This is a genomic window from Rhodoferax sp. EU05-FHT12H12, from assembly GCF_058791215.1.
Genome location: NZ_JBYTDI010000001.1, coordinates 970,245 through 983,005 on the forward strand (window position 1 = coordinate 970,245; position 12,761 = coordinate 983,005).

Genomic DNA, 12,761 nt, shown 5'->3' on the forward strand with positions numbered 1-12,761 from the left:
CCTTGTGGAATATGCGCGAGCAGCTACTAAATCAATAGCAACTATGACGCCCCGCCACGGTACAAAATGAACTGCGCCCGGCGGCTGCGGATGCGCCAGCCCTCGGGGGTGTGCTCCAGTTGGTCCACAAACTCGCCCACTTGGCTGATCGCGTCAGCCAGGCGGCCCTGCGGGGTGGAGGGGCTGCTGTGCCGGCCAGTCCAGAGCAGCACTTTGCTACGGGCCTGCGCCGTGCCGGCCTGCAGATCCACCGTCACCAGCTGGTTGCACACCAGGTGCTGGGTCAGGCGGTCGGGGTCGCGTGCGGCGTAGGCTTGGGCGATGGCTGCACGGCCCTGCAGCACGCTGCCGTCGGGCCGCACCAGCGTGCCATCGGGCGCAAACGATGCGGCAAAGCCTTGCGCATCTCCACCGTCCACCGCTTCGGCGCCCCGCAACACCAGGGCGCGGCATGCGGCTTCGGCGGCCAGGGTTTCCAGCGTGCTCATGCCGACAGCGCCAGCCATCGCGCCAGGCTGGCGGCCACACCCACGGGCCGCTCCATCGGGGCCATGTGGCCCGCGTGGCCAATCACGTCCAGCATCGCGTGCGGCGCCAGCACCTGCATGTCTGCGTGCTGTGCGGGGGGCGACCAGCTGTCTTGCGCGCCACACTGCAGCAGCGTGGGCACCGTCAGCGCACGCAGCACGTCCGACGCATCAGGCCGCGCCAGCAGGGCCTCGATCTGTGCGGCAAACACATCGGCGCTCTTGCGCGCAAACATGGCCACCACGGCTTCCATCAGCGCTGCGTCCTGCAGCCGGTCCGGGTGCACCATGCCCTGCACCCAGGTCTGGGCCATGGCACGCACGCCCTGGGTGCGCGCCACCTCCAGCAGGGCGTGGCGTTTGGCCGCCTCTTGGGTACCGGCCTCTCCCGCCGCGCGTGGCAGGTAGCCGGTATCCATCAGGGCCACCTGCGTCACGCGCTGCGGTGCCTGGCGCAGCAGCTCCATGGCCACACGCCCTCCCATGGAATGGCCGGCCAGCGCGAAGCGATCAGCCGGTGCGTTCTGCAGCACCCCCTTCGCCATGGCCTGCAGGCTGTTGGCCATGCCGTAGTCGGCCACCCACGGTGTGGCGCCTGCGGGCAGGTGTGCGTAGAGCGGCTCCCACACCCCGGCATCACACATCAGGCCGGGCAATAACACCAGGGTTTGCACGCCCACGCTCACTTGCCCACCTTGGCCGGGTCTTTCACGGCGGAGAAGGTCTGCACCTCGGTGTTCCACAGCTGGCCACCCACCTCCTCGACCTTGCGCACATAGATGTTGTGCACCACGTCACGTGTTTGCGGGTCGATGCTGACCGGGCCGCGCGGGCTCTCAAAGCTCTGGCCTTTCATGGCCTGCAGCAGCGCATCACCGCTGCCGCCTTGCGTGGCCTTGGCCGCCTCGTAGATCACACGCATGCCGTCATACGCGCCTACCGCCATGAAGTTGGGGCGCAGGCCGCTGTTGGCCTTGCCAAAGGCTTCGACAAACTTTTTGTTGAGTGCCGAGTTGTGCGCAGCCGAGTAGTGGTGCGCTGTCACCACACCCATGGCCACCTCGCCCATGCCGTCCAGAATGTCATCGTCTGTCACGCTGCCTTCGGCAATCACGCGGATACCGGCCTTGTCCATGCCGCGCTCGGCAAACTGCTTCATGAGTGCCGTGCCCACACCGGCCGGCACAAAGGTGAACAGCGCATCGGGTTTGGCGTCACGCACCTTCTGCAAAAACGGCGCGAAGTCCGGGCTGCGCAGCGGCACCCGCAGCGACTCCACCACCACCCCGCCCTGCGCCACAAAGCGCTGGTTGAACCAGGTCTCGGAGTCCACGCCCGGCGCGTAGTCGGTCACCAGCGTCACCACCTTGCGGATGTCGTTCTTGATGGCCCAGTCCGCCAGGATGGTCACCACCTGCGGCACGGTAAAGCTGGTGCGCACGATGTAGGGCGAGGCCTCGGTAATGCTGGAGGTGGCCGCGGCCATCACCACCAGGGGCGTTTTGGACTGGGTGGCAATGGTGGCACTGGCCATGGCCAGCGGCGTGAGGCCAAAGCCGGCCAGCACATTCACCTTGTCGTTCACCACCAGCTCCTGCGCCAGGCGCTTGCTCACGTCGGCCACGCCGGTGTCGTCTTTCACAATCAGCTGCACTTTTTTGCCGCCCACGGTGTCGCCGTTCTGGGCGATGTAGAGCCGCGCCGCACTCTCCAGCTGCTTGCCGGTGGAGGCAAACGGCCCGGTCAGCGGCAGCAGCAGGCCGATCTTGAAGGTGGCGTCTTGCGCCCAGGCCAGCCCCAAGCTGGCCGCCAGTGCGGTGACCGCGGCGGTGCGGATGAAATTGCGTTTGTCCATGGGCTTGTCTCCGGTTTTTTTAGTGTCCGGCGCCAGTGTGCAATTCCTGGCCAGCAGCGTCCAATGCAAAGGCCTGCTGACCTATGCAATCTGCTTATGCCTAGGCGCCATCCCCAAGTGCCGCGCCCACCTGTCGCAAGATGCCCTGCCACTGTGCCGCCGCCGGTGTGGGCAGGTAGCCAGTGCGCCACATGGCGCCAATCTGCCGCTGCGCGTGCTGCACTGGCAAGGGCAGCTCCACCAGCAGGCCGGCCGCAATTTCGCGGGCTACCTGGCGGGGCGACATCAAGGCCAGGCGGTCGCTGTCTTGCAGCATGGCCTGCATCATCAGCGCGCTGTTGGCGCGCACCTGCCCGGCCGGTGCGGGCAGGCCTGCGGCCTGCAGCATCTGTGCAAATGCCTTTTCGGCCGGGGTGTTGGGCATGGGCATGACCCACTGTGCCGTGCGCAGAGCGGGCCAGCCCAGGCGGCGGCGCTGCGCGAGCGGATGGCCCGCACGTGCCACCACTGCCAGGCGGTCTTCAAACAACACCTCCTGGCTCAGGTCGGCCGCGGGCGGCGTACTGCGCAGCGCACCCACGATGCAATCCAGCTCCGCATGGCGCAGCTGCGCTACCAGCGCATCAAAGGTGCCGTCAATCAGCACCAGCTGCACATGGGCTTGCTGCGCCAGCAGCTGCTCCACCGCAGGCGCCAGCAGCATGGTGGTGGAAAACGGCAGCGTGCCCACCACCAGCCGCCCCTGCAGGGCTGCACCGGGTTCGGGCCATTCGTCCACCGCTTGGCGCAGCTCGGCTTGCGCCAGGCGGCTGGCCAGCAGCAGGCCTTCGCCCGCGTCGTCCAGCCGCAGCCCGCTGCGCGAACGGATGAACAGCGGCGCCGCCACCATGTGCTCCAGCTGCTGCAGGCTTTGGTGCACGGCGGGCTGGCTCACACCCAGATGCTGTGCGGCGCGCCCTTCGCTGCCGGTATCCACCAGCGCCTGCAGCACCTGCAGGTGGCGCGCGGCCACACCCAGCGCCAGCGGGCTACCGGTCCAGACCGTGGCGGCACTGCGTGTGCGGTGCCGGTCCGCATCGGCCAGCAATTGCAAAGCCCGCGTGGCGCGCAGCGCCAGCTGGCGGCCACGCACCGTGGGCAACATGCCGCGCCCGCCGCGCTCAAACAAGGGGCTGGTCAGCGCAGCTTCGAGCTGCTGCACCGCGCGGACGATGGAGGACTGCGCCACATGCAGCAGCGTGGCCGCCCGCTGGCTGCTGCCCGCCTGCGCCACGGCCGCCAGGGCGCGCAGCAAGCGCAAGTGCGGCAGCAGCTCCATGCGGTTTAGCGCCAGTTCAGCAAGGGGAACAGTGCGTCGTCCATCACCGCGCCATCGGGCAGGCGGTCTGCCAGGCCGGCAAAGGGCGGCGAGGTGCGCCAGCTGCGCACCGCATGGCGCGCGTCGTCGCCCAAGTAGCGGGCGGAGAACACGCGCCGCCGCGTGCCCGGCCCCACGCCGCTGCTGGCGTGCAGGGTGAGCATGTGGAAGGCCACCGCATCGCCCGGCTGCAGGGCCCAGCCCAGTTGTTCAAACTGCTCGGGGTGCGCGTCAATCTGCGGCAGCTCCGCCAGCGCGCCTTCGGGAAACCACTTGGCCTGCTGGTCGCGGAAGGTGCGTGGCATGTACCAGGTGCCCGCGTGTGAGCCGGCCACAAAACGCAGCGTGCTCTCCAGCGGAACCGGGTCTACCGGAATCCAGAAGCTCACGTTTTGCCGCCCCGCCACGTTGTAGTAGGGCTGGTCCTGGTGCCAGGGCGTGGGTTGGCGCGTGCCGGGCTCTTTGACCAGCAGGTGGTCGTGGTAGATGCGCACGGTGTCGCTCTGCATCAGCTGCGCGGCAACCTTGGGCAAGGCGCTGTGCTGCATCACGTCCGCATAGTCGGCGTTGTGCTGCCAGGTGCAAAAGTCTTCGACAAACTTGCCCGGGTCATCGGCCTGGCTGGCCACCATGGCCAACGGGCTCAGGTGGGTCAGGTTGTGCTCGATGCCGCGCGCCAGTTGCGCCACCTCGGTGGGGCTGAGCACACCACGCAGCACCACGGCGCCCTGGCGCACGTAGTCTTGCACGGTGGTGGAGGGCACGGTGTAGTGGGGCATGGCTGTGCGCGCCCTACTCTGCCGCACCCTGCGCCAGCACCTGCAGCATGCCGGGCGCGTAGTCGGTGTAGACCCATTGGGCAATCACCTCGGGCGTCATGGTGTCGGGGTGGCCGGCCTCCTCGCTCACGCGGGCCACTTCTTCGGCGCCGGTGAGCGTGCCCACAAACATCTGCAGCACGGCCTGCAAGCCGCCCTGGGCCAGCGCGGCGTCGCCCAGTTCTTTCAGTGCTTCCCAGGCTTGGGCTTCGGAGGTGGCGCTATTGGAAACATAAGGTGTGTTGCTTGTCATACATCAGCTCGTCTATCAGTGAAAGAGGACCATCAGCCCTGCCGTCTGGCAGGTTCGCGCTGGTGGAGAAATTTGGTCAGCAAGTCGCCCGGCGTCACCATCGGTGAATTGAAAGCGCAGGCTCTCTGCCAATGTGGCTTCGTTCAAGCCCGCCAGGTAGGACTCAAACCACTGGTCCGTCTCGGCCGCGGCAAAGTGCAGCTCGCCCAGCTCGGCATGGGCCCAGGTTTTTTGGGCAAACAGGGTTTTCAGCATCGCGAGGGACATGGCAAGTTCCGGGATGGGTGCACTGGGGTGCCACCATGTTAGCGTCCCTCAAGACGGCGCCGCGCTCCCCTTGCTGACGCTTTCACCATCTTCCGGCCGCAGGGTCCAGAAGGCAGCGGACGACACCACGGTCAGCACCGCCAGGGCGATGAAGGCGTGGTGCAGCGAGGCTGTCACGGCCAGCCGGTCCGACTGCGGCAGGCCTTCCAGAAAATACCCCGTGATCAGCGAGCCAAAGGCCAGCCCGAAGCTCATGGACATTTGCTGCAAGGTGCTGGCCAGAGTGCTGGCCATGGCGGTGTCTTCGGCGTTGATGTCGGCATAGGCCATGGAATTCATGCTGGAAAACTGCAGCGAATTGAACAAACCCAGGGCCAGCCCCAGACCCACGATGGCCCACAGCGGCGTACCCGCATCCACCAGCGCGTAGCTGGCAATGGCGCAGGCCACCAGCAGCGTGTTGACGATGAGCACGCGCCGGTAGCCAAGGCGCCTGAGCATGGGCGCAGCCAGCGCCTTCATGGCCATGGCGGCCAGGGCGGCTGGCATCATCAGCAAGCCCGATTGCCAGACCGGCAGCCCCATGCCTAACTGGTACAGCAGCGGCAGCAAAAACGGCATGCCGCCCACGCCCAGCCGCGTGACAAAGCCGCCCAGCACCCCCACGCGGAAGGTGCGCGTGGAAAACAGCGACAGGCGCAGCAGCGGGTACGGCACCCGCTTGGCGTGCCAGCCGTAGGCGGCCAGCAGCCCCAGGGACACGGCCACCAGCATGGCCACCATTTCATTGGACAGGCTGATTTCGCCAAACACCTCCAGCAGCCACGACAGCAACCCCGCGCCGCTGGCAAACAAAATCAGACCACGCACATCCAGCGGGCGCGGCGTGTCGTTTTGGTAATTGGGCATGTGTTTGCTGGCAAACCACAGCGCGGCCAAGCCCACGGGCACGTTCACAAAAAAGATCTCGCGCCACGACGCCCAGTGCACGATGAGCCCGCCCACCGTGGGGCCCAACAGCGGCCCGAGCAGCGCGGGAATGATGACGAAGTTCATCGCCTGCAGCAGCTCGCCCTTGGAGAAGGTGCGCACAATGACCATGCGGCCTACCGGCATCATCATCGCCGCCGCAATGCCCTGCGGCACGCGCGCGGCAATCAGCATGGTGGAGTTGACCGCCAGCCCACACAGCACCGACGACACCGTGAACAAGGCCACCGCAAACATGAAGATGCGCCGGCTGCCATAACGCTCGGCCAGCCAGCCGCTGATGGGAATGCTGACCGCCAGCGCCAGGATGTAGCTGCTCACCACCGCCTTCAGGCTCAGCGGCGTCACGCCCAGGCTGGCCGCCATAGACGGAATGCCGGTGTTGACGATGGTGGAGTCCAACTGCTCCATGAACAGCGCCGTGGCGACCACCCAGGGCAAGTAACGTTTGGTCGTGGATTCGCTGGTGGCCATGGCGCATGGTAGCGCCGGGGCAGAGACCTTGTGCTGCGTTTTGGTATCACCGGGCCGGGTGCAGAACCCCTGAATCAGGCAAGGTTTATTTCAAGTAACTATATTAGTTACATGAAACAAAACAGCCAACTGTCTGACGTATTGCACGTGCTGCTGCACATGGCCGAGGGCGATGGCCCCGCCACCTCCGAGGCACTGGCCGCAGCCATGCAGACCAACCCCGTGGTGCTGCGCCGCCTGATGGGTGGGCTGCGCGATGCCGGGTTTGTGGTGTCGGCCAAGGGCCATGGCGGCGGCTGGGTGCTGTCGTGCGACATGGACCGCATCACCCTGGGCGATGTGTACCAGGCGCTGGGCGCGCCACCGCTGGTGTCGCTGGGCTTCCGCGAAGACCGGCCCACCTGCCTGGTGGCCCAAGCGGTGAACGACGCGCTGGCTGGCGCAGCGCAAGAGGCCGAGGCCCTGCTGCTCAAACGCTTTGGCACCGTCACCCTGGCCACACTCTCCAACGACTTTCACCACCGCATGGCGCAGCACAAAGCGCAAGGCCACGCGGGGGCCCACCATCTGAAGGAACACATATCGTGAAGCACATTGACTTTGCCGTCATCGGCGGCAGCTACGCCGGCCTGTCCGCCGCCCTGCAACTGGCCCGCGCGCGCCGCCAAGTGCTGGTGGTGGACGCCGGCCAGCGGCGCAACCGCTTTGTGGATGCCGCGGGCGAAACATCCCACGGCTTCCTGACGCAAGACGGCCGCGCCCCCGCCGAGATAGCCGCCGATGCCCGCGAACAGCTCATGAACTACCCCAATGTGGAATGGATACACGGCACCGCAGATGATGCGCGCGTGGCAGCGGATGGGCGGCTGGAGTTCCGCGTAGGCCATGAGGCCATCAGCGCGCACCGCCTGATCCTGGCCACCGGCGTGCGCGACGAACTGCCACCCGTACCCGGCCTGGCCGAGCGCTGGGGCCGCAGCATCTTCCACTGCCCGTATTGCCACGGCTACGAGATGAACGCCGGCCCCATCGGCATCATCGCCGCATCACCCCTGGCACTGCACCACGCCCTCATGCTGCTGGACTGGGGCAGCCCCACTCTATTTTTGAACGGCACCTACACGCCCAGCGACGAAGACTTGGCCGCCATCGCCCGCCGTGGCACACAGGTGGAGTCCGTGTTGATAGAACGCATAGACGGCCATGCTGATGTGGTGCTGCAAGACGGCCGCACCATCACCCTCAACGGCCTATTCACCCAGCCGCGCACACTGATGAGCAGCCCCATTGCCGAGCAACTGGGCTGCGCGCTGGAGGATGGCCCCATGGGCGTGTTCATCAAGGTAGACGAAGGCAAGGCCACCAGCGTGCCGAATGTGTTTGCGTGCGGGGATGCCGCGCGGGCGGCAGGGAATGTGACGCTAGCCGTGGCGGATGGGGCGATGGCGGGGTTTGGGGCACATCGGACTTCCATGTTCTCGTGAAGCCACTGGGCGAATGACAGGTTCACAATCTGTCCGATGTTTTCCAAACTTCTCAAACGTCTGAACGGCTCAATGCCTCGGAGTACTCCCGTTGCCCTTGAAAAGCAGCAGACGACTCACCGTATTTGCTTTGTCTTGCCCAACGAGAAATGGGAGCTCGTGATTGAATTTGAAGACGGACACCGGCTCTTCAAAGCGTCTATTGCACGGGAAGAATTCGACTGGCAGGAGCTGGCGTACCCACACAAACTCAAGAATCTGGTCTACACAGAAAAGCGGATTCACTGGCCTGGAAGTCGCATATTGGGTACTGACTACCTGTACGAAAAGTCTGTCCCCTTGCCCCCAGAGTCTCTGCAGTTTGAAAACCTTCGTTTGGGCTATCAGAACCAAGCTCCTTCGGATAAGCACCCCAGCCATCACGTCTATTGCGTCTACCTCTATCCATTCCACGAGAAGCCTTTCGCCATTGGGGAATCTATTGGAGGCGGGCACGCGGAGATGGGTTACTCCGTGAACTACACCTTGGCAGAGCTGCTTGCGTTGCCGGATTGGAAAAGGCACTTTGAGTTGTCGGGAGGCGCATGGGCAGTTCCACTGGTGAGCAACGCCAATGAGCCCAAAGTACTCTTGAAGCAATTAGTTGAAATGGTGTGCCAACGCGAAGGTGGCACGCAGTAACTCGCCACGAACAATTGGGCAGTGCTAGAAAACGGCCCCATGGGCCAGTTCATAAAGGTGGACGAAGGCAAGGCCACCAGCGCGCCGAATGTGTTTGCGTGTGGTGATGCCGCACGGGCTGCAGGGAATGTGAAGCTAGCCGTGGCGGATGGGGCGATGGCGGGGTTTGATGCGCATCGGGCTTAGATGTTTTGAAGTAAACGAATGCCCTATGAAGTAAGGCCTACCGATAGGTGGCCTTAGATCTCTCTACCTTAACGTTTTCAAACCCAGAAATTCTCAGGAAATGCTCAACTTCACGCAAAGGTGTCTTCTGTTTGGGTCCAAGTATGACTCGTGAAATTGGCATCCGCTCCTTCTCTAACAACGAAAACTCTCTATAGGCAATGATGCTGTTCCTAGTAGCGCGATACTTGACGTCCTCACTATCGTGACCGTGAACTAAATAGCTTAAAAGTCGAACCTCTCGCTCCTCCCTGAACGCATTCGTTTTCAACAAGAACCACTTATCAACCAGGGAGAGAATCAATTGGCTAAGTCGGTCTTCTGCTGCTTTTTCTTTGGCGATATCTTCGTCACTCTTTGGGCCGCGGAGTAGTTCTGCGAGCTTGTTCAATTGATTCAAGCCAGCAGCACTTAAGCTCGCTTTCATTTCCTCAAACGGAGGTCTCAGCTTTCGCTCATGTTCATCCTCCTCGTAGAGAACGTTAAAGCGTTGGAAACCGGCCCTATGTTGGAAAAAGTTGAAACTGCCAAGCCAGTCCAAATACTTGGCTGAAAAACCTATCGAAAAGCCATTGGCGTCATCAGCGTAGCCACGCCACTGACTTAGAAGATCGCCTTCTTTAGATAAGCATAGACCGAGTCCTTCAAATAGTTCTTCTAGAAAATCAACACGCGTCAACAGCGAGGAAATCTTCTGAGCGTCAATCTTGTCGGATTCAGCTAACCTTTTGATGACCGCAGAAACTAGCTTTCCCTCAAGAGAATCATTGGAAAGAGTAAGCGCCGAAAGCCAAATTGTCCCGTTCGAAATGATCTGCTGAAACGTGGATGTAGAACAATAGTGATAAAGAACCTCATCAACCTCAGCTAGGGGAATTGGCCCTAGCAATCCTCCCGTTGCCACTTCGTGCGTAGACATAATTTTTACTCCCGATTGTCTAAGGCATTTTAGGACTCAGGTGCCAAGAACTAACGACGCTATAGCTACGTTGAGTCGCTACACATTTCGCTATTCACCAAAGCATTCCTAGAATTCCTCCTCCAGACTTCTCTCATCACCACAAGAGAAGTCCCCATGCCCATCACCTGCTTCATCCGCTACGAAATCGACCCGTTCAAGAAAGACCAGTTCACGGCCTATGCTGAAAACTGGGCCCGCATCATTCCCCGCCTGGGTGGGCATTTGCTGGGCTACTTTGTGCCGCACGAGGGCAGCAACTACGAAGCGTGGGGGCTGATCTCCTTCTCCAGCCTGGCAGCGTATGAGGCCTACCGCCAGCGCCTGCGTGCCGACGACGAGGCCGTTGCCAACTTTGCGTTTGCGCAGCGCGAGCGGTTCATCCTGAAGGAAGAGCGCACCTTCCCCCAGCCGGTGCCCGCCAGTTATCTGCAGGCACCCACCGGCTATATTGAAGCCGCATGACGTCTCCCTCCCCCGCCCCGTTTGAACCCCGGCTGGCCAGCGTGGCCGCCGTGATTGCGGACGCCACGCGTGCGCGCATGCTGAGCTACCTGCTGGCGGGGGACTACGCCAGCGCGGGCGAGCTGGCGCGGGCCGCGTCCGTATCGCCAGCCACGGCCAGCGGGCACCTGGGCAAGCTGATGGCGGCCGAGCTGCTGGTGTGTGAGCAGCGCGGGCGGCACCGCTACTACAAGCTGGCCGACGACGAGGTGGCCCACGCGCTGGAAGCGCTGGCGCTGATGGCCGAGCGCCGTACCCACACCGCCACCTGGGCCAACCCCACGCGCCAACGGCTGCGCTTTGCCCGCTGCTGCTACGGGCACCTGGCGGGGCAGCTGGGTGTGGATATGTTTTCGCAGCTGCTGTCCAAAGAATGGCTTAGCCCCGCGGGCGATGGCTACCTGCTCACCGCCCAGGGCAAGGCCGGGCTGGATGCGATGGGCTTTGCGGTAGACGGCATGGACACACCCTCCGCATCCAAGCGCCTTGCCTACCGCTGCCTGGACTGGTCCGAACGACGCGACCACATGGCGGGCAAGCTGCCCAAGGCACTGCTGGCGCACTGCCTGCAGCACGGCTGGCTGCGCCGACACGCCGGCGAACGCGCGCTGGAGGTGACGCCGCTGGGGCGCAAGCATCTGGCCGCCCTGCTGCCCTTGGTCAACGCGCTGTAGCTTGCAGCGCCATCACGCGCGCCCAAAGTGCTTTAACGCGTACTCCACCAATGCTTTCAGCTTGGCGGGCTGCTGCCGTCTGCTGGGGTAGTACAGGTAGAAGCCGGGAAAGGTGGGCGAGAACTCGCTGAGTACGCGCGTGAGCTTCTTGGTGCGAATGTGGGGAAGCGCAAGTTGCTCAAAGATGTAGGCCAGCCCCAGGCCATCCAGCGCGGCATCCAGCGCATACAAAGAGTCGCTGATGGTGAGGCGTCCGCCAATCTCGTGCTCCACGGTACGGCCATCCACCGTGAACTCCCATTTGTGGATGCTCCCACTCCCCGAAAACCGAAACCGCACGCAGTTGTGGTCCGCCAAATCGGAGGGGTGGCGTGGCACAGGGTGCTGCTTGAAATACGCGGGCGAGCCGACGACAGCCGCCGCCACGGGGCCACCCAGCGGGATGGCGACCATGTCCTTCTGCACACTCTCGCCCAGGCGGATACCGGCATCAAAGCCGCGCTCCACAATGTCTACATACCCTTCATCGCTGGACAATTCGATGTGCACATCGGGGTAGGCCTTCATGAAGCCGGCCAACAGCGGCTGCAGCACCATGGCAATCGAGACGCGCGCCGCACTGATGCGCAGCACGCCCGATGGCCGCCCCTGGAGAGCATTGAGTTCTTCGCCTGCGTTGAGCACATCGCCCAGCGCGGGCGCGATTTTCAGCAAATAGGCTTCGCCCGCTTCGGTCAGGCTGATGCTGCGCGTGGTGCGGTTCAGCAGGCGAACGCCCAGTCGGCCTTCCAGCTGCCGAATCGCCTGGCTGAGTGCGGACGGGGACACCTCCAGCACGGCCGCCGCCGCAGAGAAGCCGCGATGCTCGGCCACCTTCCAGAACGCCACCAGTCCATCGAGTTGATTGAGCTTCATATTGTGAAGTTTAGCTTCACAAGGTAGTGAGCATTCAGGGGTTTTTCTTTGAAGTCGATCTACCTACAGTCACCAGCACCCAACCCCATCAACGCCTCGTGGTGAGGCGACTTCAAGGAAAAATTGTGAAAAAGGCATTGATCATCCACGCCCACCAGCGCTACGCAGGCATGGCGGCCGGTGGACTGAACACCACCATGGCCGGCGTGCTGGCAGACGAAATGGGGCTGCTCGGCTTCGAGGTACGGCACACCCACATCGAGCAAGGCTATGACGTGAACGCCGAAGTCCAGCACCACCTCTGGGCCGACGTCGTCATCCTGCAATCACCGGTGTACTGGTTCGGCATGCCATGGATCTACAAGAAGTATGTCGACGAGGTGTTTACGGCCAGCCTGATGCAAGGCGTGTTCCTGGCCAGCGACGGCCGCACCCGCGAAGACCCGAGCAAGCAGTATGGCTCTGGCGGCCTGCTGCAGGGCAGGCAGTACATGATGTCCCTGACCTGGAACGCCCCGGCTGAAGCCTTCGGAGACGCCCGCCAGGAGCTGTTTGAGGGCAGAACAGTCGACGATGTGCTCATCACCAACACCGCCAACTACAAGTTCTGCGGGATGGACATCGTGCCCTCCTTCTCGTGCTTCGATGTGATGAAGCAGCCCGATATTGAGGGCGACATCGTGCGGCTGCGTGCGCATCTGCAACACGCATTCACCACCACAAAGGCGCCTGCGGGTGGCGTTTCTCAGAAAGTGCTTGACGCACAAACCTACTAGTTG

The 12,761-nt window shown here is 63.2% G+C and carries 17 protein-coding genes; 7 read left to right on the plus strand and 10 right to left on the minus strand.

Annotated elements, in window-relative coordinates; translation table 11 throughout:
• Positions 1 to 41: 41 nt before the first annotated feature.
• From AC3WS7_RS04510 to AC3WS7_RS04545, 8 genes are all read right to left on the minus strand, one after another.
• Positions 42 to 488, minus strand: coding sequence for a nuclear transport factor 2 family protein (locus AC3WS7_RS04510; protein WP_492655499.1), 447 nt, complete (start codon positions 486 to 488; stop codon positions 42 to 44).
• Positions 485 to 1,213 (minus strand): alpha/beta fold hydrolase, encoded by a 729-nt coding sequence (locus AC3WS7_RS04515; protein ID WP_492655500.1) that lies wholly within the window; start codon positions 1,211 to 1,213, stop codon positions 485 to 487. The genes AC3WS7_RS04510 and AC3WS7_RS04515 overlap by 4 nt, the downstream gene beginning before the upstream one ends.
• Positions 1,210 to 2,382, minus strand: coding sequence for an ABC transporter substrate-binding protein (locus tag AC3WS7_RS04520; protein WP_492655501.1), 1,173 nt, complete (start codon positions 2,380 to 2,382; stop codon positions 1,210 to 1,212). Before AC3WS7_RS04520 ends, AC3WS7_RS04515 begins: the two co-directional genes overlap by 4 nt.
• A 100-nt stretch (positions 2,383 to 2,482) precedes the next feature.
• Positions 2,483 to 3,700 (minus strand): LysR family transcriptional regulator, encoded by a 1,218-nt coding sequence (locus tag AC3WS7_RS04525; protein WP_492655502.1) that lies wholly within the window; start codon positions 3,698 to 3,700, stop codon positions 2,483 to 2,485.
• Between the two features lie 5 nt (positions 3,701 to 3,705).
• Positions 3,706 to 4,518, minus strand: a complete 813-nt coding sequence (locus AC3WS7_RS04530) for a phytanoyl-CoA dioxygenase family protein (protein ID WP_492655503.1) — start codon at positions 4,516 to 4,518, stop codon at positions 3,706 to 3,708.
• A 13-nt stretch (positions 4,519 to 4,531) separates the two neighbouring features.
• Positions 4,532 to 4,810 carry a hypothetical protein gene (locus tag AC3WS7_RS04535; protein WP_492655504.1) on the minus strand — a complete coding sequence of 93 codons (279 nt, stop codon included), beginning with the start codon at positions 4,808 to 4,810 and terminating at the stop codon, positions 4,532 to 4,534.
• A 15-nt stretch (positions 4,811 to 4,825) separates the two neighbouring features.
• Positions 4,826 to 5,077, minus strand: coding sequence for a hypothetical protein (locus tag AC3WS7_RS04540; RefSeq protein WP_492655505.1), 252 nt, complete (start codon positions 5,075 to 5,077; stop codon positions 4,826 to 4,828).
• Positions 5,078 to 5,125: 48 nt separating this feature from the next.
• Entirely contained in the window at positions 5,126 to 6,541 is a 1,416-nt protein-coding gene (locus AC3WS7_RS04545; RefSeq protein ID WP_492655506.1) for a DHA2 family efflux MFS transporter permease subunit, read from the minus strand.
• Between the two features lie 111 nt (positions 6,542 to 6,652).
• Here AC3WS7_RS04545 and AC3WS7_RS04550 point away from each other — a divergent pair, with 111 nt between their 5' ends.
• Genes AC3WS7_RS04550 through AC3WS7_RS04565 form a run of 4 tightly spaced genes read left to right on the plus strand, consistent with a single transcriptional unit; the run spans position 6,653 to position 8,892 of the window.
• Positions 6,653 to 7,129, plus strand: a complete 477-nt coding sequence (locus tag AC3WS7_RS04550; protein WP_492655507.1) for an Rrf2 family transcriptional regulator — start codon at positions 6,653 to 6,655, stop codon at positions 7,127 to 7,129.
• Entirely contained in the window at positions 7,126 to 8,025 is a 900-nt protein-coding gene (locus AC3WS7_RS04555; protein WP_492655508.1) for an NAD(P)/FAD-dependent oxidoreductase, read from the plus strand. The genes AC3WS7_RS04550 and AC3WS7_RS04555 overlap by 4 nt, the downstream gene beginning before the upstream one ends.
• 36 nt (positions 8,026 to 8,061) lie before the next feature.
• Positions 8,062 to 8,706 (plus strand): hypothetical protein, encoded by a 645-nt coding sequence (locus AC3WS7_RS04560; protein ID WP_492655509.1) that lies wholly within the window; start codon positions 8,062 to 8,064, stop codon positions 8,704 to 8,706.
• Positions 8,707 to 8,745: 39 nt separating this feature from the next.
• Positions 8,746 to 8,892 carry a hypothetical protein gene (locus tag AC3WS7_RS04565; RefSeq protein WP_492655510.1) on the plus strand — a complete coding sequence of 49 codons (147 nt, stop codon included), beginning with the start codon at positions 8,746 to 8,748 and terminating at the stop codon, positions 8,890 to 8,892.
• Positions 8,893 to 8,929: 37 nt separating this feature from the next.
• On the opposite strand, the gene AC3WS7_RS04570 is transcribed toward AC3WS7_RS04565, so the two are convergent.
• Positions 8,930 to 9,850: a DUF2971 domain-containing protein gene (locus tag AC3WS7_RS04570; protein WP_296471560.1), complete on the minus strand. Its 921-nt coding sequence runs from the start codon at positions 9,848 to 9,850 to the stop codon at positions 8,930 to 8,932.
• Positions 9,851 to 10,006: 156 nt separating this feature from the next.
• Here AC3WS7_RS04570 and AC3WS7_RS04575 point away from each other — a divergent pair, with 156 nt between their 5' ends.
• Positions 10,007 to 10,354, plus strand: a complete 348-nt coding sequence (locus tag AC3WS7_RS04575) for an NIPSNAP family protein (RefSeq protein WP_492655511.1) — start codon at positions 10,007 to 10,009, stop codon at positions 10,352 to 10,354.
• Positions 10,351 to 11,067, plus strand: coding sequence for an ArsR/SmtB family transcription factor (locus AC3WS7_RS04580; RefSeq protein WP_492655512.1), 717 nt, complete (start codon positions 10,351 to 10,353; stop codon positions 11,065 to 11,067). Before AC3WS7_RS04575 ends, AC3WS7_RS04580 begins: the two co-directional genes overlap by 4 nt.
• 12 nt (positions 11,068 to 11,079) lie before the next feature.
• Here the strand turns inward: AC3WS7_RS04580 and AC3WS7_RS04585 are convergent, their stop codons facing one another.
• A complete protein-coding gene (locus AC3WS7_RS04585; protein ID WP_492655513.1) occupies positions 11,080 to 11,982 on the minus strand; it encodes a LysR family transcriptional regulator in 903 nt (300 codons plus the stop codon).
• Positions 11,983 to 12,107: 125 nt separating this feature from the next.
• Between AC3WS7_RS04585 and AC3WS7_RS04590 the strand changes: the two genes are divergently transcribed.
• On the plus strand, positions 12,108 to 12,758 hold the full coding sequence (locus tag AC3WS7_RS04590; protein WP_492655514.1) for an NAD(P)H-dependent oxidoreductase: 651 nt from the start codon (positions 12,108 to 12,110) through the stop codon (positions 12,756 to 12,758).
• Positions 12,759 to 12,761: the final 3 nt, after the last annotated feature.